Below are 24236 nucleotides of genomic sequence, written 5' to 3' on the forward strand. Positions count from 1 at the left end.
GGGCGCTTTTCACTGCCGTGGCGCCGGTGGCAGGGCGCGTTACGGACGCGCAGAGCCCGGCCTGCGCGCGGGCCTGTTCGGCACACGGTTATGCCTCTGCTGAGGTGCGGCAAGAGGCGAGGGGGTGGACCCGCCGACGCCGGCCGGGCGCCAGCCGCTGCGCGGGCCGCCTGCGCTGACGGCTCGAACCTGCGGGTGCGCTCCTCGGGCATCGTGCACACGGTGGCGATGACGACCTGGCCGGGCGGGGGCCGGAGCAGCACCTTACGCTCAGGGCGGTTGAACCCCAGCGCCCTGAGTTCTCTCTCACGATCGAACCCCAGGCGCCGGGGCCCCGCCGGGCCCCCGCCGGGCCCCCGTCGGGCCTGCGCCGGAGAAGCGGCGGAGTCTTTTCGCATCCGCGGTGCTTGCCCGCCGAGAAACCACTCCATCAGCGCCGGGTCGGCATCCCACCCAGATTCACATCATCCCTTCCGTTGTCGCTTTCTGCCGCGGCCGGCCGTGTGGTTCCTGGCGGGGTTGTCGCGCGTTGTGGCAGGCAGGGTGATCTCTCGGTGGTTCGTCAGCAGCAGCCGGTGCTCGCCGCGGCGCCGACCGGCTGGTCCGGGGCCTGTTCCGCAGTCGGGCCGCAGACGCACGGGGCCGCGGGGTCCTGGTCGGCGGTCGCGGACTTGCCCAGGACGTCGGCGTCGGCCTTGACCACGTACACCTCCCACGGCTCGGCGCCGGGACCGGTCACCCACACCTTGTCCTGCAGGGCGTAGCAGCAGGAGGTGTCGTTCTCCTCGAAGGTGGCGAGCCCGGCGTCCTTCAGTCGCCGGGTGGCCGCCTCCACCTGGGCGGTGTCGGTGACCTCGACGCCCAGGTGGTCCAGGCGGGTGTCGTGGCCTTCCTCACCCTCCAGGAGCACCAGCTTCAGCGGCGGCTCGGCGATGGCGAAGTTGGCGTAACCGGGGCGGCGCTTGGCGGGTTCCACGCCGAACAGCTTGGAGTAGAAGGCGATCGAGCCCTCCAGGTCGGAGACGCGCAGGGCGAGCTGGACACGGGACATGGTGGTCCTCCAGGAGGTTCCGGCGGGTGGTGGCGGTCACCACTCGCATCGCTGTTTCGATGGATATCTATTCAGCGGATGTCGCCAGCTTGCAATGTTGCTTAGAGATCTGTCAACTTAGAGCTATGTCGAAACAAGCGCTGCCGATCGTGGACCTGGCCGGGACCGACGAGGCCGGGCAGGCATGCTGCGCGCCGCTGGTGTGCGAGCCGCTGAACGCGGCCGAGGCCGAGGAGTTGGCGCCGTTGTTCAAGGCGATCGCCGACCCGGTGCGGCTGCGACTGCTGTCGCTGATCGCCTGCCACGAGGGTGGCGAGGCGTGCGTATGCGACCTGACCAGCGCGTTCGAGCTGACCGGGCCGACCATCAGCCACCACCTGAAGGTGCTGCGCCAGGCCGGACTGATCGACTGCGAACGGCGTGGCACCTGGGTCTACTACTGGGTCAACCCGGGCGTGCTGGCGCGGCTGTCGGCGATCCTGGGACCGCGCCTGCCGGCGATGGCGTGAGCGGCGCCGCGCGGGCGCCGTCCGCCCCGGCAGGGGCCGAAGTGGTGCCGGGGCGGTTGTCGACGCTGGACCGGTGGCTGCCGGTCTGGATCGCCGCCGCGATGGCCGCCGGGCTGGTGGCGGGCCGAACGGTCCCCGGCCTGGGCGCCGCGCTGGAGGTCGTGCAGGTCGACGGCATCTCGCTGCCGATCGCGCTGGGCCTGCTGGTGATGATGTATCCGGTGCTGGCCAAGGTCCGCTACGACCGGCTGGAGACGGTGACCGGTGACCGGCGGCTGCTGGTCACCTCGCTGGTGCTGAACTGGGTGGCCGGCCCCGCGCTGATGTTCGCCCTGGCCTGGCTCTTCCTGCCTGACCTGCCCGACTACCGCACCGGCCTGATCATCGTCGGGCTGGCCCGGTGCATCGCGATGGTCATCATCTGGAACGACCTGGCCTGCGGGGACCGGGAGGCCGCCGCCGTGCTGGTCGCGATCAACAGCGCCTTCCAGGTGATCGCCTTCGCCGGGCTCGGCTGGTTCTACCTGGTCGCGCTGCCGGGCCGGCTCGGCCTGCCCGCCGCCGCGCTGGACGTGTCCACCTGGGACATCGCCCGCTCCGTGCTCATCTTCCTCGGAATCCCGCTGGCGGCCGGATACCTCACCCGCCGCCTGGGGGAGAAGACCAAGGGCCGCACCTGGTACGAGACCCGTTTCCTGCCGAAGATCGGCCCGGTGGCGCTGTGGGGTCTGCTGTTCACCATCGTGATCCTGTTCGCCCTGCAGGGCGACGCGATCACCTCCAAACCGCTCGACGTCGCGCGGATCGCGCTGCCGCTGCTGGTCTACTTCGCGCTCATGTGGGTCGGCGCCTTCGCCCTGGGCCACCTGGTCGGTCTTGGATACGCGCGCACCGCGACGCTGGCGTTCACCGCGGCGGGCAACAACTTCGAACTCGCCATCGCGGTCGCGATCGCCACCTTCGGCGTCACCTCCGGCCAGGCCCTGGCCGGGGTGGTCGGCCCGCTGATCGAGGTGCCCGTCCTGCTCGCGCTGGTCTACCTCTCCCTGGCCCTGCGCCACCGCCTCGCCCGTGCTTAAGGAGCCTTCATGTCCACCGTCCCCGAGGTTTTGTTCGTCTGCGTGCACAACGCCGGACGCTCCCAGATGGCCGCCGCCCTGCTGGAGCATTACGCCGCCGGAGGTGTCACCGTCCGATCGGCCGGATCCGCCCCCGCCGACTCCATCAACCCGGCCGTCATCGCGGTCATGGACGAACTCGGCCTGGACCTGACCCGTGCGTTCCCCAAACCGCTCACCGGCGAGGCCGTCCAGGCCGCCGACGTGGTCGTCACCATGGGCTGCGGCGACGCCTGCCCGATCTTCCCCGGCAAACGCTACCTGGACTGGCAGCTGACAGACCCGGCCGGCCAGGGCATCGAGCAGGTACGCCTCATCCGCGACGAGATCGATGCCAGGGTTCGCGCGCTGCTGGCCGAACTGGTCCCCGCCGCAGGCCGTTCGTGACCACCACTGCGGGGCCGCGCCTCACGGCCATGACCGCGAGGCATGGCGCGCAGGTGCTGGACATCTACCGACTTGGCATCGACGAGGGGCAGGCGACCTTCGAAACCGCCGTCCCGACCTGGGAACACTTTGTGGCGGCCAAGCTGCCCGCCCACAGTCACGTCGCCGTCGACACCGACACCGGCAGCGACCGGGACGGTGACCGGGTGCTGGGCTGGGTCGCGGCGACGGCGGTCTCCGACCGGTGCGCGTACGCCGGGGTGGTGGAGCACTCGGTCTACGTCCACCCCGAGGCCCGAGGTCGCGGTGTCGGCTCCGCGCTGCTCGCGGCGCTGATCGCCTCCACGGAGGCCGCCGGAATCTGGACGATCCAATCCGGCGTCTTCCCCGAGAACACCGCGAGTCTCGCCCTGCACGCACGCGCCGGGTTCCGGGTGATCGGCACCCGAGAGCGGATCGGACGCCACCACGGCGTCTGGCGTGACGTCGTACTGATCGAACGCCGCAGCCCGGTCATTGCCTGACACCACACCCGAGCCCGTCGGCTCGTACCGGACGTCCCGTACTCACCGGGTGCGCCGGTCGAGCTCCGCCGGGTTCGGCCCGGGGAGTCCGTCCGTGGCGCGCAGCGCGTACAGGTTGCCGTTCGAGCTGCCGACGTAGACGAGGCCGCCGGCCACGACCGGCCGGGTCTGGAAACGGCCGCCGGTCTGAAAACGCCAGCGGGGCGCGCCGGTGGCCGCGTCCAGCGCGTGCAGCGTGCCGCCCTCGTCCTGGGCGAAGACGGTGTCCTCGTGGACCGACGCCTGGACGACGAGCGGCCTGCTCCACTGTTCCTTTCCGGTTTCGGGATCGAGGGTGTGCAGGCTCAGGCCTGCGACGTGGACCTTCCCTCGTGACGCGGTGACGTTCCACCGGCCGCTGTCGCCCTCGGCGGCGGCGAGTCTCCATCGCTCCCGGCCGGTGGCGGCGTCCAGCGCGTACGTGCGCCCGGCGAAGTCGCCGAGGTAGACGGTGCCGCCGATCACCACGGGGTCGTACCGGACGGCGGCGTGGACGCGGGCGCGCCACCGGGTCTTGCCGGTGACGGGGTCGAGCGCGGACACCTTCGCGCCGGTGACCACGAAGACGGCCTCCCCGGTCGCGGCCAGGTAACCGGCCGGGTCGATGTTGCCGGTGCCCACGCGGGAACGCCGGAGAAGCGTGCCCGTTTTGGCGTCGAGGGTATACAGCATGCCTTCCCGGCTGCTCACGTGGACGGTGCCGGTGGCCACGACCATACGGCCCAGGGTGCCGGGGACGCGGAAGCGCCAGCGCCGCTTGCCGGTGGTGGCCTCCAGCGCCACGACGTGGGTGAGTCCGACGCTCGCGTACACGCCGCCGTCCTGGATGACGACGTCTTTGACGTTGAGCCGGCGGTTCCACCGCATCCGGCCGGTGGCGGTGTCGATGGCCGCCACCCCGTCGCTCCTCACGCCGTAGAGCACGCCGTCCACGAGCATGGGCGCGGCCGGCCAGGATCTCCACCGCGTCCGGCCGGTGACGGCGTCCAGGGCGTACAGACCGTCGTCGGCGCCGGCGTACACCACACCGCCGTCCACCACAGGGTCGGTGCCGATCCTTCTGTCGGAGAGGTGGGTCCACCCGCCCGTCCGCGCCGGAGGCGGGACGGGCTCCCCCGGCCGATAGCGGGCCATCAGGTTGTCACGCACCCGGGACGCGGCCAGGCGCAGCATCAGTCGCGACGGCGACGTCAGATGGACGATGACCGGGCCCACGTTGACCAGCGCCGCGCCGAAGGTTCCTCCGGGGCCGTGGGCGGTGTAGGAGAAGACGCCCTCGCCCTCGACCGTGGGGTCGTGGTCGAAGCTCTCGTGGCGCCTGGTCAGCTCGGCGGCGGCGGCGAAGAGGGCGCCGGCGTACGGGGACACCCAGCTCACGGAGAGCGAGATGACCCCGCGGTCGTCCTCGGGGGACACCCAGTCGCAGGTCACGGGCCTGGGCAACGTGAGGCGGCCCAGGGATTTGTCTCCCGGGACGTGGTGGAAGTCCCCGCCGAGGTCGCGCGAGGTGAGCAGGGAGCAGGCGTCCGGCCAATCGCCCGGCGGGACGCCGCCGAGCGCGACGGGGCCGGCGGGACGTCCGTAGACGGGACGCAGGGCGGTGATGTGGGCGTCACCGTGGATGAAGGCCATGTGGGAGGTCGCGCCCACGAAGACGGTGGTGTGGGTGAGCGGCCTGTCGAGGGGGAGCGGGACGGGAGGGCCGCTGTCCTGCTCTCGCGAGTTGAGGTAACCGGGCAGCGGCCACGTGTTGTTCCAGTCGAACCCGGGGCGGTCCTCGGCGTCGGGGTGCGGGCCGATCTCCGGTGCCGGGATCTTGGCGGTGGCCCGCTCCAGGTGGGAGCGGGGCAGCGGTGTGCCGTCCCGGGTGAAGAGGAAATCGTCGCCGTCCAACGCCGCGATGACGAAGCCCTCCGACGCCTCCTTGAACCAGAGCCGGACGCCGACGCCCGGCGCGGTGCGCCAGGTGGTCACCGGACGTGTCCAGTTCCGCCGCAGCGTGCGCGGATCGAAGGAGTCGAGCCGCACGCGGCCCTGCTCGCAGCGGCTCAGCAGCAGCAGAGCCCCGGAGGTGGAATCGGTCTCTGCCTCGCAGCCCATTGCCACGGCGGCCCGCGCCCGGACGCCGCCGGTTCGTACGTCGAGCGAGAACAGCCCGGACTCCCGGTGGAAGACGACGACGCCGTACTCGGACACCTGGATCCGCGGGAAGGTGTACTCCCGTGGCCTCGACGGGGGGAGCGCGTGCCGCCACAGCGGTCCGCCGGAGGCCAGGTCGTAGCCGTACAGGGTCCGGTCCGACGATCCTTCGCGGGTCCCGGCCACGACGAGGGTGTCGGCCGTGGCCCACGCGTCGCCGAGGGAGTGGAGCGGGGTGCGAACGGTGAGCCGGATCGCGCCGGTGCCGGGATCGCGCACGGTCACCGTTCCCTCCTCCGGCGCCGCCATGATCAGATTCTCGCCGGACAGGAAGGAGAAGGAGACCTTCTCATCGGCGGGGGCCGACCACACCGTCTTCCACCCCACGAGTTCCAGCGGGGGCCGCCCGTCGTCGGCGACCGCGAGCGCGGCGGCCACCGAGAGCGCCGCCAGGACTCGGAGGCAGCGGGTGATCAGCATGTCCGGCGTTTCCCGCAGGAGACCGGCTGCCACCCTCCCTGCGAGGCCTGCCGGTAGTGGGACCGGTACCGGTCGGCCTCGCCGGTCAACCGGAACGGCCCTCCGTCCGGTCCCTTGACCACGACCTCCTCTGTACGGCCGTCCGCGAGCACCGTGACCCGCAGATCGAACTCGTAGTACGCCTTCTTGCCGGTGAAGCTCAGGCTGAGCGTGACCGGCTCATCCCGTTTCAGGTCGATCTGCTTCTTCCGGAAGTACGGGGTGTCCCCGCCGGTTGTGAATCGAGGCGCGGGACGGTCGAGGTCGGCGGCCATCTCGACGGTGCTCACCTCGCCGCCGCCGGTGATGGCGATCAGGCGGGCGCCCTCCGACACCGGCCTGCGGGCGAGGACTCGCGGCTCGATGTCCACGATGCGCAGGCTGCTGCGGTTCCCGGTCAGTGCGACGGTGACGTTCATGCTGTCGATCAGGGCCATCCGGTGGCGCGCCAGCATCGCCTCACGCTGTTTGTCCGCGTGGGCGGCGAGCATGAGTGTCCGGTCCTCTGGGGTGGTCACCGGTTCGCGCAGGACGGTGTCGCGCTCGGAGTAGTCGACGGCCACGTGGCCGACGATGATCGGGGCGGCGCCGCGTACCTGCTCGACCGTGTCGGAGCCGTGCGCGTTGTACCACTCGGTGAACACGACGCCGAACGCGGCCAGGATCACGGCGCCGGCGATCCCCGCCAGCCACGCCAGCAGCCCTTTCGACCGGGCGGGATCGGACGCCTCTGCGTCCTCCTGCCGCTGTGCCGTGGTTTCGCGGCCGATCGATGTGCGCTTCTTCCGGCGTGCTCTGCCCATAGGAACGCGTTCCTCCACGACTGATCGTCGAGACCAGAGTAGGTACGAGCTTGCGCGAGAAGGAGTGGTTTCCGGTTATTCACGACTCTCGGCGAGCATGCCCGGCGTGTCCCGCGGATCCGCTGCCTACCCGCACGGGGGAGGAGGACCGCTCGTCCGAGCGGCCGGGGCCGGTGAGGCCGCCGCGCGTGCGCGCGGGCCGGTGGGCGACCTCTTTTGAACGCGTTCAGTGTGCCGCGCTAGGCTGGCCTCACACGTTCTGGGGAGTCCGAATGAAAATAGTGATACCCGGAGGAAGCGGTCAGGTAGGCGTGATCCTGGATCGCGCGATGACCGCCGCAGGACATGACGTCGTGGTGCTGACCAGGCGCCCGGTGCGGGAGCACGACGTGCGCTGGGACGGGGAGACGCTGGGGCCCTGGGTGCGGGAGATCGACGGCAGCGACGTCGTGGTCAACCTGGCGGGGCGCAGCGTCGACTGCCGCTACACCGCCGCCAACCTCAGGGCGATGATGGACTCGCGGGTGCACTCCACCCGGGTCGTGGGCGAGGCGATCGCCGCCGCCGCGCGGCCTCCCCGGGTCTGGTTGCAGATGAGCACCGCCACCGTCTACGCGCACCGCTTCGACGCGCCCAACGACGAGGCGACCGGCGTGATCGGCGGCGGCGAACCTGGTGTCCCGGACTACTGGGCCTACAGCGTCGAGATCGCGAAAGCCTGGGAGCGGGAGCAGGAGCGGGCCGAAACCCCGCACACGCGCAAGGTCGCCCTGCGTACCGCGATGGTGATGAGTCCCGATCGCGGCGGCGTCCTCGACGTCCTGCTGCGGATGACGCGGCTCGGGCTCGGCGGCCCGATCGCGGGCGGCGCGCAGTACATGTCCTGGATCCACGACCGCGACTTCGTCCGCGCCGTCGAGTTCCTGGCCGAGCGGGACGACCTCGCCGGGCCGGTGAACCTCGCCGCCCCAGAGCCTCTGCCGCAGCGCGCGTTCATGCGCGCGCTACGCGCGGCATGGGGAATCCGGGTCGGCCTGCCCGCGACGAAATGGATGGCAGGGCTCGGTGCGTTCGTGCTGCGCTCGGACACCGAACTCCTGCTGAAGAGCCGCCGGGTCGTCCCCGGCCGCCTGCTCGAAGCGGGCTTCACCTTCGACCACGACCACTGGCCGGAGGCCGCCGAAGAGCTCGTACGGCGCGTGCGCGGAGGAGGCCGCGCCCCGGTGTAAGTCTCCCAAGGAGGCGGGCGGGCGTTCCGCGACTCGCGCGGAGACAGCTCCTTCCGGTGACACCCCGTCGGTGTCCGGGGGAACCTCAAAGACCGCAGGAGGGGGTCACCGTCGCCGACGGCGCGTGATCATCTTCCGGTCAGGGAGCGGAGGATGGGCTCGGCATGGGTCCACAGCACCGCGCCACCGATCTCTGGCACGAGGCGCCGGACGGCGCCGGGAATCCGGGCAGCAAGTGTCACCCCGTTGTCCGGCGAGTGGCTGATGTCCTGCTCGCCGTACCAAACGTCGACCGGAACGGCGATCTTCGCGAGGTCGAACGGCCATAGCCCCATGGCCAGGACGGTGTCACGGGCATAGCCGGCCGCCCCCTGGGCGAATCCTTCGTTCAAGGCCCGGCGGTAGGCGGACTCGAACTCGGAACCCCGATATACCGCCAGGTCAGACTCTGGGCTCCCACCCATGACCATGTCCCACATCGCGCCCGCGCCGAAGCCGGCGAAGAACTTCTCCGTCCCGGCCGGGTCGCGGGCGACCTTGTCGACGAGCTCGCGCAGCTCGGCAGGTAGTGCCCCGGCGAACTCCGGCGCGGCGACCTCGTCCGCGGCGGACACGATGGCCAACCTGGCGGCGACGCCTTCCGCGGCGCACGCGAGCGCGAACGGCGCGCCTTGCGAGTTGCCGATCAACGCCGGCGACCCCAACCCGCGTAGTTCGACGAGATGGCGGATGTCGTCGACGAAGTCGGCGAACGTCCGGCCGGACGCGGGTGTCGAGGTGCCGAGTCCCGGGCGGTCCACGGAGACCAGACGCACCCCTAGCGCGTCGACGACATCCGTGCCGAAGCCGAGCCGCCGGCTCGTGGCCGCTCCCGGGCACAGCAACACCGGCATGCCGTCCGGTGGTCCCCACTCAGCCCAGCCAAGCAGTCGTCCGTCCGGGAGCCGGCTCTCCCCGAGCCGAGCGGGGTCGTCGATGCGCACACTCATGGTCCTCATCATGGTCGCGAACGAGCGACGCCCGCATCCGATTTTCGCTGCTGAACGGGGCGGACGGCGCCTGACGCGGCACCGGAACGCCGGAGAGCGCCGATCCCTCGCGCGGGGATCGGCGCTCTCCGGTCTTCCAGGGATCAGGCGCGCCGCCAGCGCCAGTACGGGTCGCTGTTCTTGTACAGGCACCGGTACTTGCGGTTGGTGACCTTGGCGTAGCCGTACTTTCCGCGTGCGGCCTTCGGGCAGAAGGCGCCCGGGGTGATGCACCGCCAGACCTGCTTGTCCTGCCGATACTTGCAGGCGGCGTGACCGCCCGCGGAAACGGCGGGGGCCTGGGCGTGGAGGGTCGCCGCCGAGGCGGGCAGGGCTACGGCGGCCGGTGCGATCAGGGCGCTGCCGACCAGGGCCGCCGACACGAGCAGGTTCTTGAGCAAGGGAAGGCTCCGAGGGGAGGGAATATGTGCTCTTCCTATGACTCCTGGCAGGCCAAGCTGGTTTGCCGGGCATGTGGTGAGAATCCGGCTTTTTCTAGCGTGTTCACTCCCAGGCCGCCGCCCTGTTGGCTGGATGCCGAGGCGAGGCGATTCCTGCTAAAAATCAGATAGTCTGATTTCATGAAGGTGATGACTGCCACTGAGGCGTCTCGGAGCTTCGCGGTCGTTCTGGACGAGGCTGAGAGGGGGGAGACGATCGTGGTCACTCGCGGAGGTAAACGGATCGCGGTAATCGGCCCCGCGCCCGCGGCGCCGGGGCGTATGGTCAAAGCCTTCCTGGCCAGGGCCGCGGAGGCGCTGGACGCCGACTTCGAGGCCGATGTCGCGATGGCCAGGGAGGCAGTCGACGACGAGATGAGGAGCACGTGGCCCGACGCCTGATCCTGGATACCGGCGTACTGATCGCGGCGGAGCGGGGCAAGGCCGCCGTGGACGCGGTGATCGGGGATGCCGACGATGTGGCGATCGCCGCGATCACCGTGGCCGAGCTGCTCGTCGGTGTGGAGCTGGCGGATGCGGCACGCCGTCCCGGGCGACAGGCATTCGTGGACGAGGTTCTGGCGTTGATACCGGTCGAGGAGTACACGGTGGACGTCGCCAAGGTGCACGCTCGCCTCCTGGCTGATGTGCGCCGCTCGGGGAAGGCGCGGGGAGCGTACGATCTGCTGATCGCCGCGACGGCGGCTGCTACCGCGAGGACCGTGATCACGATGGATTCGTCCGCCGGGTTCGACGACCTGCCCGGAGTCCACGCGCAAGTCGTTTCCCGCTGAACGCCACAATGCCCGATTTCCACTGCTCTCGAGCGAAATGCATGCGCGAGGTGGTGGAAACGACCGGAGTCGGCCGGACCGGATGAAACGGAAGCCGACGAAGCATGCGGGATCCCCCGTGCTCAGCCGCAGTGGCTCCAGCCGCTCTTCCAGGACCGTGATCCGTACGAACCGCCCCAGATCACGCACTTCTTCCCGGCGGGAAGCCGTACGGGACCCGCGTAGGCGGTGAATTTACCGGGGTCGCTAGCGGCGGAGCCGCCCTTCACCTGGAGGATCGCGTTCATCGCGACCTTGGAGGAGGTCACGTATCGGGCCATCGTGACAACGCAGTTCTTGCCCTGGGCGGCGTTGTAGAGGAGATAGACGGTCGCCGCGTTGCCCAGCGCCCTGGAGTTGATCACCTTGTAGCCGCCGCCGCAGACGCCGGTGGCCGTGTGGGGGTTGGGCCTCCGCGGTGGCTCGGTGGTGGGTTTCGCCGTCGGTTTCGCCGTGGGTGTCGGGGACGGCGAGGGCTTGGAGGGGGCGCTCGGCTGCGGCGAGGCCGTCGGTCCCGGAGTCTGTGAGGGGGACCTATCGGGTTTCGCCGTCGGCTTCTCTGTGGCGGGGATCGGATCCTCGTCCGGCCGGGGGGAGGGCCGCGCGGTGCGCCGGGACGGAGAGGACGTGATCGCGGGGACCGTCTCGGTTCTCTCCTCCGCCTCGGAAACCCTTTCCGAGGGCTGGGAGGACTCCTTCGGAACCTCGGGGACGAGCGTCGGATCGGGCTCCGGCTCCGTGACCTCCGACGCGGTGGGGGTCGCCGCCGGCCGCGTCGCCGCGGCCTTCCCGTTGTCCTGGAGGAGCACCGCGGCCCCCGTGGTCGCGCCGAGCGCGGCCACGACCGCCACTCCGGCGAGCAGGAGCCCCGCGGGCCGGGTCCTCTTCCTTTCGCCGGCGTCGGGACCGTTCGGCGCCGATCCGCCCTGCGCCGATCCGCCCTGCGAGGGTCCGCCCTGTGAGGGTCCGCCCTGTGAGGGTCCGCCCTGCGAGGGTCCGCTCTGCCAGGGGCCGGCCTGCCAGGGGCTGGCCTGGCGCGGCCCGGCCTGGGGTGGTGGGCCGTACCCGCTCTGTACGCCCGGTCGCGGGGGCGTCGCGGACGTGGGGCCGACGGCGGGAGCGGAACCGGGATCGGTCGCGGCGGTGGCGCCGGGTGCGGGGCCGAGATGGGGGAGGGCGGCCGGGTGCGGGACGGGGCCGGTGGGGGCCGCGCCCATCAGGTGGCTGACGAGCTGTTCGGCGGTGGGGCGCGATGCGGGGTCCTTGGACAGGCAGGCCGCGACCAGGTCGCGCAGCGGTCCCTCCAGCGTGCCCAGTTCCGGCTGCGCGTTCAGGATCCGGTTGATCACGATCGCGATGGAGTCCTGGCCGAACGCGGGGCTGCCGGTCGCGGCGAAGACCATCGTGACGCCCCAGGCGAACACGTCGGCCGCGGGTGTCACCTCGCCGGGGCCGAGCTGCTCGGGCGCGAGGTAGGAGGGGGTCCCCATCGCGACCCCGGTCGCCGTCATCCCCGGCGCGTCCAGTGCCCTGGCGATGCCGAAGTCGATCACCACCGGGCCCTCGGGCCCCATCAGCACGTTGGCGGGCTTGAAGTCGCGGTGCAGGATGCCCGCGCGGTGGATCGCCGACAGCGCGGTGGCCGTACTGACGGCGAGACGTTCCAGGGACGCGCCGCGCCGGGGACCCTCCCGGTCGACCAGCAGGCGCAGGGACGGGCCTGGGACGTACTCGCTCACGATGTACGGGCGGCTGCCGGCGAGGTCGGCGTGGAGCACGGCCGCGGTGCAGAACCTGGCGACCCGCTGTGCGACCGACACCTCGCGCAGGAAGCGGGCCCTGGCCTCGGGGTCGCCGACCAGCCCGTGGTGCAGGAGCTTGACGGCGACCTGCTCGCCCTCGGGCCCCCGCCCGAGGTAGACGACTCCCTGGCCGCCCTCGCCGAGCCGTCCGATCAGCTCGAACGGGCCCAGTCGCGGTGGATCCCCCTCGATGAGCGGCGCCGTCACGATGTCCCCCCGAACACGATGTCCCCGAACAAAACCCAAAAAAGGTTTAGATGGGGCAGAACGCTACCAGCGTGAACGGTGACGGAGATCCCCTCGGGGGTGGAGGCCCGGGTTGCTCTGGGATCCCATGACGCCGTGCCCCGGAGCTCCCGCGATCTCGCGCCGCGACGACCGGGGAGGCGGGGAATCCGGGGCAGGCCCCCTCAAAGGCCCGCTCAGATCGCCTTGCCCGGGTTGAGGATGCCGAGCGGGTCGAAGACCTGCTTGATCCCGTGGTGGATCTCCTCGGTGACCGGGCCGGTCTCCAGCGCCAGCCAGCGCCGTTTGAGCAGCCCGACGCCGTGCTCGCCGGTGAGCGTGCCCCCCATCTCCAGGGTCTCCCTGAAGAGCTCGTCGGCCGCCGCCCACACCTGCGGCGGCGGCTCGGTCAGGGCGTGGTCGAAGATGAAGACCGGGTGGAGGTTGCCGTCGCCCGCGTGCGCGACCGTGGTGATCAGCACGTCGTGCTTGACGGCGATCGCCTCGATCTTCTCGATCATGTACGGCAGCGAGGAACGCGGCACGCACACGTCCTCCACCAGGCACTTGCCCAGCCGTTCCTTCGCCTGGTAGGCCATCCGCCGGACCCCGATCAGCTCCTCGGCCTCCTGCGCCGACGACGACACCGCGACGAAGGCCGCTCCGTTGGCGGTGCAGAGCTCGGCCATCCGCTCGGAGACGACGGGCCCGTCGGCCGCGTCCGACTGCGCGATCAGCATCGCCCTGGTCGACTCCTCAAGCCCGATGTTCCGCCAGTCGTCGATGGCCTTGAGCGTGTTGCGGTCGAGCATCTCCATCAGCGACGGCTGGCATCCGGCCGCGATGATCGCCGAGACGGCGGCCGCGGCGTCCCTGAGCGAGGTGAACTCGGCCGCGATCGTCGCCGGGTAGACCGAAGGTGCCCTGCGCAGCCGTACCGTCGCCGCGGTGATGACCCCCAGAGTGCCCTCGGAGCCGACGAACAGCCCGGTCAGGTCGTACCCGGTCACGCCCTTCACGGTGCGCCTGCCGGTGTTGATCACCCGCCCGTCGGCGAGCACGACCTCCAGGCCCATCGCCGAGTCGCGGGTCACGCCGTACTTCACGCACCGCAGCCCGCCCGCGTTGGTGGCGAGGTTGCCGCCGATGGTGGAGATCTCGTACGAGGAGGGGTCGGGGGCGTACATCAGCCCGTGCTCGCGGGCGGCCCGGTCCAGGTCGGCGGTGATGACGCCCGGCTCGACCACGGCCATCTCGTCGGCGGGGGAGAGCTCCCTGATCGCCGCCATCCTGTGCAGCGCGAGCACGACGCATCCCTCGACGGCGGTCGCCCCGCCCGCCAGCCCGGTCCCGGCGCCCCTGGGGACGACGGGCACCCGGTGCTCGGTGGCCCATCTCATCACGGCGACCACGTCGTCCCTGGTGTGGGCGAGCACCACGGCGAGCGGTTTGCCCGGCTCCAGGAAGGTCCGGTCACGCGCGTAGGAGTCGGTCACGTCGGGATCGGTCAGCACCTTCTCCGGTGCGAGCGCGGCGGCGAGTGCGGAGATTGCGGTCACATATTGGACTTTACGGCCTATGCCAACATGCCTTCTCCGGACAAAACACGTTTTATTGCAGTTTCGCAACATCATTTGGTCTCTTGACTCTTCCTTTACTTTCTCGTCTAACGTCCCCGTTCGGCGCGCTCATACGGCGCGCCGGTGGTGGACGCGTCCGGTGAACCCGGGCGGCAGGAAGGGGACACGTTGTCCGGCAGAGTCAGGAGCGGGAGCGCTCGCAGGCGCCTTCTCGCGATAGTCCCCGTGCTCGGCCTGGCCGTCACGGGATTGGCCGTGAGCGGTGCGTCGGCCGAGAGCGACACCTCGGTCGCACGGTACGAGCCGACCGCGGCCGACTACTACATCAACTACGCGCCTCCCAGGGACGAGCCGGAGGTCAAGGACCCCGCCGTCCCGTCGGCCAAGGCGCGCAAGGCCGGTCCCTCCAAGAAGATCGCCGAGAAGTACTCGCAGGGCAACCCGGTGGCCGCGCGGGTGCTGGCCGCCCGCGAGGCGCAGGCGATCAGGACGGGGATCAACCCCGCCGACTTCATCTTCAAGAAGTCGAAGACCGTCAAGACGGCCAAGCTCCTCACGCTGCTGGTGGAGTTCGACGACAAGGCCAACGACGACTTCTCCGGCTTCTCCCGCCCGGCCGACGTGAACAGCGAGGACCCGGCCGAGTGCGTCACCGAGCCGCCGGGCACGCTGCTCAACGGCCCGCTGCACAACAAGATCCCCAACCCGGCCACCCTGCCGCACAAGGACAACAACAGCTTCTGGGTGCCCGACTTCAGCCCCGACCACTTCAACAAGATGCTCTACACCAAGCAGGGCATCACCCAGCGCGTCCGCACCGACCTGACCGACCCCCGCGACGGTCGCAAGGGCATCGACATCTCCGGCTACACCATGAAGAACATGTACGAGGAGATGTCCAAGGGCGCCTACACGGTCACCGGCCAGGCCAGCCCGTGGATCAAGGTCCCGCACTCCGAGGCCTACTACGGCGCGCGCGCCTGCGGCCAGCCGGTGCAGGACATGAGCGGCCACCCGGACAACCCGCGCGGGGCCGGCCAGCTCGCCATCGACGCGGTCAACACCCTCGCCGCCTCCGACCCGAACTTCCCCTGGGCCGACTACGACCTCGAGGACGTCGGCGACGCCGACGGCGACGGGAACTTCGCCGAGCCCGACGGCGTGATCGACCACCTGGTCCTCGTCCACGCGGGCAAGGACAAGTCCTCCGACGGCGGCGCCGAGGGCACCTACGCGATCTGGGCGCACTCCAGCGCGGTGGCCGGCGGCTACCAGGTTCCCGGTCAGAACGTGAAGATCTCCAACTACATCGTGCAGCCCGAGGACTCCGGCGTCGGCGTCTTCGCCCACGAGTACGGCCACGACCTGGGTCTTCCCGACCTCTACGACACCAGCGGCCAGGCCTCCTCGGCCGTCGACTTCTGGGACCTGATGTCCAGCGGCTCGCACAGCGGCCCGATCTTCCAGTCGATGCCCACCCACATGAGCCTCTGGGGCAAGTGGGTCCTCGGCTGGGCCAACCCCAAGGTCTTCGACCCGGGCGACCGCGCCGGCCTGGTGACGATCGGCCAGGCCTCGCGCACACCCAAGCTCACCCAGGACGGCGTCAGGGTGAACCTGACCAGCCCTCCGGTCACGATGGTCGAGCCGCACAGCGGCACCAAGACGTTCTGGTCCAACTTCGACCAGGAGTGGGCGAACGTCAAGATCGGCCGTGACGTCCAGGTGCCCGCGGGAAGCGACCTGAAGTTCTGGATGTGGAACAACTACGAGATCGAGGAGGACTGGGACTTCGGCTTCGTCGAGGTCTCCACGGACGGCGGCACGACCTGGGCCCAGCAGAAGGTCTACACCGAGGGCGGCGCCCTGGTCTCCACCGGCGACGACTACCCCGACCCCAACGGCAACCTGGCCGCGTTCGGCAACAAGAAGTACGGCCTCGCCGGTGACACCGGCGGCTGGCGGCACGACTACGTCGACCTCACCCCGTTCGCCGGTACGACCGTCAAGCTGCGCCTGACGTACAACACCGACGCCGCCTACACCCCGCGCGGCTGGCACGTCGACGACTTCGCGCTCACCAACGGCGCCCAGACCGTCTGGAGCGACGACCTGGAGAGCGGCGCCGCCGGCTGGACGGCGAACGGCGGCACCTTCAACGGCACCACCGGCAAGGGCTGGGTCGTCAACGACGGCAAGCGCGAGGTCTCCCGGTTCTATCTGGCCGAGTGGCGCAACCTCGACGGGTTCGACAAGGGCCTGCAGTACACCTACGCCACCAACTACTCCCGTGAGGGCTCCTGGAAGGTGGAGAAGGTCAAGTACAACGCCCCCGGCCTGCTCGTGTGGTTCCGCGACTCCAACTACACCAACAACTCGGTGGCGAACAACCTCGACCTGGCGCCGAGCATCGGCTCCAAGGGCAGCCTGCTCCTCGTCGACTCCCACTTCGACCCGCTGCGGCGGACCGGAGCGGCGGCCGCGAAGGACACCACCACGCTCAAGAACATGAGCGGCCGCGTGCAGAGCTCGAACGCCGCCTTCTCCTTCGCCAAGACCTACCCCTTCACCGAGTGCTTCGAGGGGCCGGGCGAGCCCTTCAGCGAGTACTGCACCAAGGTGGCCGCGCAGAAGGGGGTCTCCGAGTTCACCGACGCGAAGACCTGGTACCCCGGGTTCGAGGCGCGCGGCACCAGCCTGTTCTACCGCGACTTCGACGCCTCCACGGTCGTCCCGTCCAAGGGCGACCAGCTCTACAGCACCCGGATCGTCAACGCCGACGGCACCCCGGCCACCGAGCTGTACGGGACCGACATGGGCAACGGCCACGTCCTCGGCTCGGGCAACCCCGGTGACGAGGGCAGGGCGCTGGGCGTGAAGCTCAAGCTGATCACCCCGCTCCCCGGCGACCTCGGCGCGATCGTGCAGGTCACCCCGCCCAAAAAGTAGGGGCACCGGCCGGCAAGGTAAACGAGATCCCACAATCGGTAGGGCCCCGCCGTCATCGACGGCGGGGCCCTACCATTTGAACGGGCGACCATCCGATCGGACAGGGGCAGCGTGGGAGAGCTTCGAAGCAAGGCCGAGCACACCGAGGCCATCCGGACCAAGGGCAGGGTCTGCGTGGTCGTCAACACGCGCTCGCGCCGAGGCCGGCGCCACTACGCCGCGGTGGTCCGCGCGCTGCGGGCCGAGGGGTTCGACTCGATCCGTTTCCTGCCGGTGGTCGACCCCAAGCGCCTGCGCGCCACCCTGGAGGAGGCCCTCGCCTCCGAGCCCGACCTGCTCGTCGTGGGGGGCGGCGACGGCACGCTCAGCGCCGCCGTCAAGCACGTCGCCCACCGCGACGTCGCCCTGGGCGTGCTGCCCCTGGGCACGACCAACAACTTCGTCCGAAGCCTGGGCGTCCCCCTCGACCTCGCCGGAGCGATCCGGGTGCTGCGCACGGGGAAGGTCGCCGACATCGACCTGGGCGTGGCCGGAGACCGCGAGTTCGCCAACCTGGCCAGTTTCGGGGTCTCCGTGGAGGTGGCGGGCAAGGTCAGGCACGGGGTGAAGCGTCTTCTCGGCCGCGCCGCCTACCCGCTCACGGCCCTCACGATCCTGCCGGGCCACCGGCCGTTCCGTGCCTTCCTCACCGTGGACGGGCGCCGCCACGAGCTGCTCACCCACCAGCTCAACATCGCCAACGGCCGTTTCCACGGCGGCTGGCAGGTCGCCAGGGACATCAGCATCGACAACGGGCTCCTGGTCGCGTACCAGCTCGGGTCGGGCAAGCGTCTGCGCCTGCTGCTGGAGACCATGGTCCGCGCCGGCAGCGGCCGCTGGCTCAGCCTGGCGGGAGGCCCCTTCGTCGTGGGACGCGAGATGCACCTGGAGACCGACCCGCCGATGGCCGCCGACGTCGACGGCGAGGTCCGCCTGATGACCCCGATCACGATCCGCACCATCCCCAACGGCCTGCGGGTGATGGTCCCCGACGACTTCGTCGACTCCTGAGCCCGGTGCGGTCCGGTGCCGGCGGCGATTGGAACCGGCGTCACCGGGTAGTCGAAGGTCTCCGACAGATGGAGGGCACCATGGCATCGCTGATCGACCGGGTCCGACGCTACCTGAGCACCCCGCAGGGACGGCGGAACATGGAGAAGGCCAAGACCATGGCCCGCGACCCGCGCAACCAGCAGAGGCTGCGCGGGCTCCTCGACCGCTTCCGCGGCGGCCCCACCCGCCGCCGCTGACCTCCGCCCGCCCGGGCTCAGGTCCGGGCGACGGTGGGTGGCCGATTCGCCTTCACGGCTTTTTGCCGGTGATGCGCCGTAGTCCCGTCCTGAGCCTGCCGAGCAGCGTCTCCGGTGCGGGCGGGCTCTCGGGGCGCTCGTCCTCGGACCGCGCGGGAGCCTGGGGGCGGGCCTGGGCAGGGAGGGCTTCCTGCCCGAGCCCTTCCGGTCGCGCGTTGCTCGCCGCGCCGTTGTCCGAAGAGTCCGGGCCCGAAGAGTCCGGGCCTTGAGGTGCCGGGCTCTGCGGGAGGCCGCCGTGCGAGGGCTCGGCGGGCTGTGGCCGGACGTCCTGAGGGCGGGTGTCCTGAGAGGGGGCGTCCTGCGGCGGGACGCCGTGGGGGAGGGCGTCCGATCCGGCGGGATCCGGTGGTACGGCGAGTTGCTGCGGGGAGGGGATCCGGCCGGCGGGCTCCGGCGGGCGGGGTCCGCCGGGGGCCAGAGCCCGCCGGAGGTCGGCGAGGGCCTCGGCGGCGCTGGGACGCTTGTGCGTCGCGTGGTCGCGCATGCGCCGCAGCAGGTCCATCACCTCCACGGACGCCTCGCCGGAGGCGGAAGCGGAGGCGGGCTCGGCGTCGGGGGTGATCGGCGGGAGCCTCCCGGTCAGCAGCTGGAAGGCGATCACCCCGGCCGCGTACACGTCGGAGGCGGCCGTCACCCGCACGGGCATGGCCTGGCACTCGGGAGCGGCGTAGTGGGTGTCGAGGACGTTGGGCAGCTCGTTGGCCACGGTGTGGGCGCGGGGCCCCGGCTTGGCGTAGTCGAACCCGGTGAGCATGGCCCGGCCCTCCTCCGTCACCAGCACGCACGCGGGGCTGAGCGCCCGGTGGATCACGTTGTTGGCGTGGACGTGGGCCAGGCCGCGAAGCATGTCCTCCACCACGTCCAGCCGGGCGGCGGTGGAGAGCGTGGGCGGGGAGGCGGTGAGGTGCAGGTGCAGCGCCTGGCCGTGCACGTCGTCGAGGACGAGCACGAACCGGCTCTCGTCGTCGATGGCGAAGAAGTCGCGGGCGCGCACCACGCACGGGTGCGGGGGGATCCTGGTGAGGGCCTGGTAGGCGTTGGTGATCAGCCGTCGCTCCGCCGCCCTCGGCTCCTCCTGTGCCAGCGGATCCGCCCGGTAGACGCGCAGCAGGACCGTCTCGCTGCCGGGGACCGTCGCGTTGATCGCGCGGTACTCGGTGACCCGGTTGTCGCCGCCCAGCTGCTCCTCCACCTCCCAGCTGCCGAAGCGTGGCGGCGCCGTGGAGCGCCGCACGCTCCCGTTGAGCGCCTCGATGATCGCGGTGCCGTACGGCGCGGTGTCGGTGGTGTGGCCGCGCCTGACGCGGGAGACGTCGCTCAGCGTGTCGATCAGCCCGGCGAGGTCGGTGACGTGCCGCGAGTCGCGGCCCGCGGGGTCGACCAGTTCGGCGTCGGGGCCGGTGAGTACCACGAGGCTGTCGACGTAGACCCGGTCCAGCTCGCGGCGCTCCTGGGTGAGCAGGCCCTTCAGGGCGCGCCCGTTGCCGCGCAGCTTGGCGACGGGGGAGCCGAACGCCTCACGCCGCAGCGGGAACCAGCGGGTCCCGGCGACCTCGATCCGGCCGCGGGTGCCCTTGACGTCGATGACGCAGAGCGAGTGGCCGGTCAGGACGATCGCGTCCACCTCGAAGATGTCGTCTCCGCGGGGCACCTCGATGTTGTGCAGCAGCAGCCAGTCGTCCGGGGCGTTGTCTCGCAGGTGTGCGATGACCCGTCGCTCGGCGTCGTTGACCGGGCTTCCGCCGCCGACGATCTGTGCCATCTCTAGCGTGCCGCCTTCCTGCTCGTGTTCATCGTGCCCCGCACTATCCCAAGAGGCTCATCTTCGCCCGTACCTCTACTTTTCCACCACTCGGACACGCGGGCCTCCCTATGATCATGACGCATCCCGGGGGTGAGAGCGATCGAGGTGTCCACCCGCACCGGACGCGTGGGTGGCGGTGCCGCTCCGCCGGGGCGTCCGGCCTCGCCGGCCGGGGGGCCGGGGTTTCCTGGCGGACCGCCGTGATCCCGGATCCCCGGACCGGGTCGTCATGATCGCCGCCATGTCCGCCCGGGTCGCGGGTGTCCCGGCTCGAAATCAAAAACGGATCAAATGCGGGCCATGGAGTGGTTCGCCATGGGATACGGCACGGTGACGCCCCCGAGCCCTCTGTGATCATCGCAGCCAGACCCATGTTTGCCGGGGGAGAGGAGGGTAGACGTCCCCTTGCTGTGAGGGAGGAGGCAGTCCATGACCAACACCAAGGAGTCACTGCCGACGTCCGAGCTGATCCGGCAGATGTCGGAGCAGGTCTCGCGTCTCGTCAGGGACGAACTGCGCCTGGCCAAAGCGGAGTTGACGGAGAAGGGCAGGCACGCCGGGATCGGCGTGGGGCTGTTCGGCGGAGCGGGGATCGTCGCCCTCTTCGGGGCCGCGGCCCTGGTCGCCGCGGTGATCCTGCTGCTCGCGCAGGTCATGCCCCCGTGGGCGGCGGCCGCGCTGGTGGGCGGGGTGCTGCTGGTCGTGGCCGGCGCCCTCGGGTTCTTCGGCAAGCGCCAGGTCGCCGAGGCCGCTCCGCCGACCCCCGTACGGACCATCGAGAGCGTCAAGGACGACATCGACGCGGTGAAAGAGAGGGCGCACCGATGACCGAGACAGACCCGGGCGGACCCGGCCGGCTTGAGCCGGACGCCGGAACCACCGGATCTCGCAGGAAGGGTGTCGACGAGCCGATCACGCCGGACGAGAGCGGATCGCTGAACATCCCGCCGAACCAGCCGGAGGGCACATCCCGCGAGGGCCTCGGCGCTTCGGAGCCGGCGCGTGACGGCACGTCCCCGCTCCGGGAGGGCGCGGCACCCGTCGTCGTCCCGGAGACGACGGCGGCGACCACCCCGTACGCCAACACCGGCGGTACCGGTGTCGGGGCAGCGGGAGCGACGGAAGCGGCGAAGATCGGAAAGATCGTCGGAGACGACGGGAACGACACGGAAACGTTGCGGCGGGACATCGAGGACGCCCGCCGCGAACTGGGCGACACAGTGGAGGCACTGGTGCACAAGACCGACGTCAAGGGCCGTATTCAGGAGACCGCCGCCCAGGTGGGCGACGACCTGCGCAAGGTGGGGGCGGCGACCGCCACCACGGCCACCGAGATGGTGGAGCGGGTGAAGGTGGCCGCTCCCGAGATGGTCGGCCGGGTGAAGGAGGCGGCTCCCGAGGTCGTCGGCAGGGTGAGGGAGGCGACTCCCGCCGAGATCAAGGACGCGGCGGGCAGGGTCACGACCGAGGCGAGCAAGCGTCCCGTCGTGACGGTCGCTGCCTTCGCCGCGCTCGTCCTGGTCGTCCTGCGCGTCCTGCGGCGGGGCAAGAGGAAGTAGATGCCCGATAGCACGGAAAGGGCCGCTCTCGGCGATTCGCGAGGGCGGCCCGCCCATGTCCCCCGAAGCGTCCCCCAAACCCCCTCGGAACTGCCTCGCGGGGCATGATGGGGGGTCCTCAAGCGGACCGTCGGGGAGTTCCGGCGCGACGGTCTGCCCGACTGGGCCGTCGGGTCCGCGGAGATCGGACCGATACCTGTGCGCACAAGCGAGCCAAACTCATGTCTGCCGGGGTAATCTGACCGTTTCCGGGTGGGCGGCGGACCCCCTCCTCTCCGCCCACCCGGAGCTTGCCGCCGCCGGACGTCCTGTCAGGTCCAGGATGCCGGGCCGGAAGGCGAACTATTCTGATCTCGGGCACGCGGAGGGCCGCCGCCCTTCCGCGACCACCGTTTCACCACGACCGTCACGACGACGCAGGCCCCCTGAGGAGACGAGTTGAACGCCGTACTGACCGGTGTGCACCACCTCAAGATCTGGGTGAGTGACCTGGAGCGGAGCCGTTCCTGGTACGAGAAGGTCCTGGGGCTGGAACACCACACCAGCTTCCAGGACGAGGACGGCGTGATCAGGGGTATGAGCTTCACGGTCCCCGGCGCGGCCTTCCAGATCGCGCTGCGCGAGAACCCCTCCCTGGCCAAGGCGCTCTTCGACGCCGACCCCTTCGCGCTCCAGGTCACCCTTGACGGGCTTGAGGCCTGGGTCGCCCGTCTGGACAGGCTCGGCGTCCCGCACAGCCCGATCATCAAGGCGTCCGCCGGCCACGCGCTGGGCTTCGTCGACCCCGACGGCGTCCAGATTCGCCTGTACGCCCCCGACGAGCGGGTCCACGCCGCCCAGGTGGGCGCGGAAGGCGTCTACCGGCCGGATCAGGCCGCCGACTTCACCTCCGCCCCGGGGCGGGAGCGGGACTGAGAGGCGCCTCACCACCCGCGCGCCTCACCACCTGCGAGGACAGGTCCCGGTCCCCGGCGGGAAGAATTTAATCTACATCGTAAAGGCGACGGCCGTGATCTCCATGAACGAGGCGCGGGCGTGACCGGACGTATAAGGTCCGGAGCGTGGAACCCCTCGTCGCCGTGTTGGTGGTCGCCGCGCTGATCGGCGTACCCGCCCTGGTGCTGTGGCGGGTGCTGCGCGGCCGCAGGGAGCTGGGCAGCAGCCCCGCCGAGCGGGCCACGTTCGAGACCCTGCACACCGCGTCCCTGGCCGCGCCGCCGCTGCGGGCGGGGCTGACCGAGGCGGGGGCGCAGAAGGCGTCCCGCTACCTTCGGGAGCTGCTGGGCTCCCCGGCGCTGGCGATCACCGACGAGGAGCGGCTGCTGGTCTACGACGGCGAGGGCGACCACCACGCCCGCGAGGCGTTCGCCCACGCCGCCAAGACGCTTTCCGGAGGCCGGACCCGCGTCCTGGGCCCCGAGGTCGTCTCGTGCGACCTGCCCGAGTGCCCGATCAGGTTCGCCGTGGTGGTGCCGCTCACCACCGACGGCAGGGTGGTGGGCTCGCTCGCCGCGTACGGCGGGCACGCCTCGGCGGGGCTGGTCAGGGCCGCCCACGAGGTCGCGAACTGGGTCGACTCGCAGCTGGAGCTGGCCGAGCTCGACCGGTCGAGAACGCGCCTGATGGAGGCCGAGGTCCGGGCGCTGCGCGCGCAGATCTCCCCGCACTTCATCTACAACTCGCTGACGACGATCGCCAGCTTCGTCCGTACCGACCCCAACCGCTCCCGCGAGCTGCTGCTGGAGTTCGCCGACTTCACCCGCTACTCCTTCCGCAGGCACGGGGAGTTCACCACGCTGGCCGAGGAGCTGCGTTCCATCGACCGCTACCTCACCCTGGAACGGGCCCGCTTCGGCGACCAGCTGCAGGTGACGTTGCGCATCGCCCCCGAGGTGCTCGCGGTCGCGGTGCCGTTCCTGTGCCTGCAGCCTCTGGTGGAGAACGCGGTCCAGCACGGCCTGGAGAGCAAGCCCGGGATCGGGCGCATCTCGATCGTCGCCGAGGACGCCGGGGCCGAGTGCCGGATCAGCGTGGAGGACGACGGCGTGGGCATGGAGCCCGACCGCCTGCGCCGCATCCTCGCCGGTGCCGCCGACGAGCGTTCGGGGGCCGGGGGAGTGGGGCTGGTCAACGTGGACGAGCGGTTGCGCCAGGTCTACGGTGACGAGTACGGCCTGGTGGTGGAGACGGCGAAGGGGGCGGGGACGAAGGTCAGCGTCCGCCTGCCCAAGTACCATCCCGGTGTCTCCGTCCGGTGAGCCCGCCTCCGGTCCGGATCTTCCCCTCATCCCGCGAAGTTGACAGGCGATGTCTGATTCATCACCCTCTAGAAATTCCCTCGCGAACGAC

General features: G+C 70.8%; 22 protein-coding genes. 14 read left to right on the forward strand and 8 right to left on the reverse strand.

The window, feature by feature from the left end; genetic code table 11:
* Window positions 1–562 precede the first annotated feature (562 nt).
* Entirely contained in the window at window positions 563–1051 is a 489-nt protein-coding gene (locus tag AB0B96_RS20615; RefSeq protein WP_362900790.1) for an ArsI/CadI family heavy metal resistance metalloenzyme, read from the reverse strand.
* A gap of 125 nt (window positions 1052–1176) precedes the next feature.
* Between AB0B96_RS20615 and AB0B96_RS20620 the strand changes: the two genes are divergently transcribed.
* The 4 genes from AB0B96_RS20620 to AB0B96_RS20635 are packed head-to-tail and all read left to right on the forward strand — an operon-like array spanning window position 1177 to window position 3589.
* Window positions 1177–1560 (forward strand): metalloregulator ArsR/SmtB family transcription factor, encoded by a 384-nt coding sequence (locus AB0B96_RS20620; RefSeq protein ID WP_362900792.1) that lies wholly within the window; start codon window positions 1177–1179, stop codon window positions 1558–1560.
* On the forward strand, window positions 1557–2639 hold the full coding sequence (arsB, locus tag AB0B96_RS20625) for an ACR3 family arsenite efflux transporter (protein WP_362900794.1): 1083 nt from the start codon (window positions 1557–1559) through the stop codon (window positions 2637–2639). Before AB0B96_RS20620 ends, arsB begins: the two co-directional genes overlap by 4 nt.
* A 9-nt stretch (window positions 2640–2648) precedes the next feature.
* Window positions 2649–3065, forward strand: a complete 417-nt coding sequence (locus AB0B96_RS20630; protein WP_362900796.1) for an arsenate reductase ArsC — start codon at window positions 2649–2651, stop codon at window positions 3063–3065.
* A gap of 29 nt (window positions 3066–3094) precedes the next feature.
* Window positions 3095–3589 (forward strand): N-acetyltransferase family protein, encoded by a 495-nt coding sequence (locus tag AB0B96_RS20635; RefSeq protein ID WP_362900798.1) that lies wholly within the window; start codon window positions 3095–3097, stop codon window positions 3587–3589.
* Window positions 3590–3631: 42 nt separating this feature from the next.
* Here the strand turns inward: AB0B96_RS20635 and AB0B96_RS20640 are convergent, their stop codons facing one another.
* Together AB0B96_RS20640 and AB0B96_RS20645 are read right to left on the reverse strand one after the other, a co-directional pair.
* On the reverse strand, window positions 3632–6280 hold the full coding sequence (locus AB0B96_RS20640) for a PQQ-binding-like beta-propeller repeat protein (RefSeq protein WP_362900800.1): 2649 nt from the start codon (window positions 6278–6280) through the stop codon (window positions 3632–3634).
* Window positions 6241–7089, reverse strand: coding sequence for a hypothetical protein (locus AB0B96_RS20645; protein ID WP_362900801.1), 849 nt, complete (start codon window positions 7087–7089; stop codon window positions 6241–6243). Before AB0B96_RS20645 ends, AB0B96_RS20640 begins: the two co-directional genes overlap by 40 nt.
* A 272-nt stretch (window positions 7090–7361) precedes the next feature.
* Between AB0B96_RS20645 and AB0B96_RS20650 the strand changes: the two genes are divergently transcribed.
* A complete protein-coding gene (locus AB0B96_RS20650) occupies window positions 7362–8318 on the forward strand; it encodes a TIGR01777 family oxidoreductase (protein WP_362900803.1) in 957 nt (318 codons plus the stop codon).
* A 128-nt stretch (window positions 8319–8446) separates the two neighbouring features.
* Here the strand turns inward: AB0B96_RS20650 and AB0B96_RS20655 are convergent, their stop codons facing one another.
* Together AB0B96_RS20655 and AB0B96_RS20660 are read right to left on the reverse strand one after the other, a co-directional pair.
* A complete protein-coding gene (locus AB0B96_RS20655; protein ID WP_362900805.1) occupies window positions 8447–9307 on the reverse strand; it encodes an alpha/beta hydrolase in 861 nt (286 codons plus the stop codon).
* 143 nt (window positions 9308–9450) lie between these two features.
* Window positions 9451–9747, reverse strand: coding sequence for a hypothetical protein (locus AB0B96_RS20660; protein ID WP_362900808.1), 297 nt, complete (start codon window positions 9745–9747; stop codon window positions 9451–9453).
* Window positions 9748–9927: 180 nt separating this feature from the next.
* Here AB0B96_RS20660 and AB0B96_RS20665 point away from each other — a divergent pair, with 180 nt between their 5' ends.
* A complete protein-coding gene (locus tag AB0B96_RS20665) occupies window positions 9928–10188 on the forward strand; it encodes a type II toxin-antitoxin system prevent-host-death family antitoxin (protein ID WP_362900810.1) in 261 nt (86 codons plus the stop codon).
* Complete coding sequence (locus AB0B96_RS20670) at window positions 10173–10580, forward strand: PIN domain-containing protein (protein ID WP_350943958.1); 408 nt, start codon at window positions 10173–10175, stop codon at window positions 10578–10580. The genes AB0B96_RS20665 and AB0B96_RS20670 overlap by 16 nt, the downstream gene beginning before the upstream one ends.
* Before the next feature lie 122 nt (window positions 10581–10702).
* Here the strand turns inward: AB0B96_RS20670 and AB0B96_RS20675 are convergent, their stop codons facing one another.
* Both AB0B96_RS20675 and AB0B96_RS20680 read right to left on the reverse strand, forming a co-directional pair.
* On the reverse strand, window positions 10703–12628 hold the full coding sequence (locus tag AB0B96_RS20675) for a protein kinase (protein WP_362900812.1): 1926 nt from the start codon (window positions 12626–12628) through the stop codon (window positions 10703–10705).
* Between the two features lie 215 nt (window positions 12629–12843).
* Window positions 12844–14205 (reverse strand): FAD-linked oxidase C-terminal domain-containing protein, encoded by a 1362-nt coding sequence (locus tag AB0B96_RS20680; RefSeq protein ID WP_350943955.1) that lies wholly within the window; start codon window positions 14203–14205, stop codon window positions 12844–12846.
* A 276-nt stretch (window positions 14206–14481) separates the two neighbouring features.
* On the opposite strand from AB0B96_RS20680, the gene AB0B96_RS20685 reads away from it, so the two are divergent.
* The 3 genes from AB0B96_RS20685 to AB0B96_RS20695 all read left to right on the forward strand — a co-directional run bounded on the left by AB0B96_RS20685 (window position 14482) and on the right by AB0B96_RS20695 (window position 18464).
* A complete protein-coding gene (locus AB0B96_RS20685; RefSeq protein ID WP_362900814.1) occupies window positions 14482–17175 on the forward strand; it encodes an immune inhibitor A domain-containing protein in 2694 nt (897 codons plus the stop codon).
* Window positions 17176–17286: 111 nt separating this feature from the next.
* Window positions 17287–18225, forward strand: coding sequence for a YegS/Rv2252/BmrU family lipid kinase (locus AB0B96_RS20690; protein WP_362900816.1), 939 nt, complete (start codon window positions 17287–17289; stop codon window positions 18223–18225).
* A gap of 80 nt (window positions 18226–18305) precedes the next feature.
* The gene (locus tag AB0B96_RS20695) at window positions 18306–18464 is read left to right on the forward strand and encodes a hypothetical protein (protein ID WP_350943952.1); all 159 of its coding nucleotides are present in this window, start codon (window positions 18306–18308) and stop codon (window positions 18462–18464) included.
* Window positions 18465–18516: 52 nt separating this feature from the next.
* Here AB0B96_RS20695 and AB0B96_RS20700 read toward each other — a convergent pair whose 3' ends face one another.
* Entirely contained in the window at window positions 18517–20286 is a 1770-nt protein-coding gene (locus AB0B96_RS20700; protein WP_362900818.1) for an NERD domain-containing protein, read from the reverse strand.
* 471 nt (window positions 20287–20757) lie between these two features.
* Between AB0B96_RS20700 and AB0B96_RS20705 the strand changes: the two genes are divergently transcribed.
* From AB0B96_RS20705 to AB0B96_RS20720, 4 genes are all read left to right on the forward strand, one after another.
* Window positions 20758–21156, forward strand: coding sequence for a phage holin family protein (locus AB0B96_RS20705; RefSeq protein WP_362512280.1), 399 nt, complete (start codon window positions 20758–20760; stop codon window positions 21154–21156).
* A complete protein-coding gene (locus tag AB0B96_RS20710) occupies window positions 21153–21887 on the forward strand; it encodes a DUF3618 domain-containing protein (protein ID WP_362900820.1) in 735 nt (244 codons plus the stop codon). The genes AB0B96_RS20705 and AB0B96_RS20710 overlap by 4 nt, the downstream gene beginning before the upstream one ends.
* A gap of 438 nt (window positions 21888–22325) precedes the next feature.
* Window positions 22326–22802: a VOC family protein gene (locus tag AB0B96_RS20715; RefSeq protein ID WP_362900821.1), complete on the forward strand. Its 477-nt coding sequence runs from the start codon at window positions 22326–22328 to the stop codon at window positions 22800–22802.
* Window positions 22803–22948: 146 nt separating this feature from the next.
* Window positions 22949–24145, forward strand: coding sequence for a histidine kinase (locus AB0B96_RS20720; protein ID WP_362900822.1), 1197 nt, complete (start codon window positions 22949–22951; stop codon window positions 24143–24145).
* The last annotated feature ends 91 nt before the right edge of the window (window positions 24146–24236 follow it).

This window comes from Streptosporangium sp. NPDC049046 (assembly GCF_040649155.1).
In the GTDB taxonomy this organism is placed as follows: domain Bacteria; phylum Actinomycetota; class Actinomycetes; order Streptosporangiales; family Streptosporangiaceae; genus Streptosporangium.

Excerpts from the sequence above, each read along its gene's own strand:
- AB0B96_RS20615 (WP_362900790.1), bottom strand. The coding sequence starts at position 1,051 with ATGTCCCGTGTCCAGCTCGCCCTGCGCGTCTCCGACCTGGAGGGCTCG.
- AB0B96_RS20650 (WP_362900803.1), top strand. The coding sequence starts at position 7,362 with ATGAAAATAGTGATACCCGGAGGAAGCGGTCAGGTAGGCGTGATCCTG.
- AB0B96_RS20705 (WP_362512280.1), top strand. The coding sequence starts at position 20,758 with ATGACCAACACCAAGGAGTCACTGCCGACGTCCGAGCTGATCCGGCAG.
- AB0B96_RS20695 (WP_350943952.1), top strand. The coding sequence starts at position 18,306 with ATGGCATCGCTGATCGACCGGGTCCGACGCTACCTGAGCACCCCGCAG.
- AB0B96_RS20645 (WP_362900801.1), bottom strand. The coding sequence starts at position 7,089 with ATGGGCAGAGCACGCCGGAAGAAGCGCACATCGATCGGCCGCGAAACC.
- AB0B96_RS20700 (WP_362900818.1), bottom strand. The coding sequence starts at position 20,286 with ATGGCACAGATCGTCGGCGGCGGAAGCCCGGTCAACGACGCCGAGCGA.
- AB0B96_RS20665 (WP_362900810.1), top strand. The coding sequence starts at position 9,928 with ATGAAGGTGATGACTGCCACTGAGGCGTCTCGGAGCTTCGCGGTCGTT.
- AB0B96_RS20655 (WP_362900805.1), bottom strand. The coding sequence starts at position 9,307 with ATGAGTGTGCGCATCGACGACCCCGCTCGGCTCGGGGAGAGCCGGCTC.
- AB0B96_RS20710 (WP_362900820.1), top strand. The coding sequence starts at position 21,153 with ATGACCGAGACAGACCCGGGCGGACCCGGCCGGCTTGAGCCGGACGCC.
- AB0B96_RS20620 (WP_362900792.1), top strand. The coding sequence starts at position 1,177 with ATGTCGAAACAAGCGCTGCCGATCGTGGACCTGGCCGGGACCGACGAG.
- AB0B96_RS20630 (WP_362900796.1), top strand. The coding sequence starts at position 2,649 with ATGTCCACCGTCCCCGAGGTTTTGTTCGTCTGCGTGCACAACGCCGGA.
- AB0B96_RS20635 (WP_362900798.1), top strand. The coding sequence starts at position 3,095 with ATGACCGCGAGGCATGGCGCGCAGGTGCTGGACATCTACCGACTTGGC.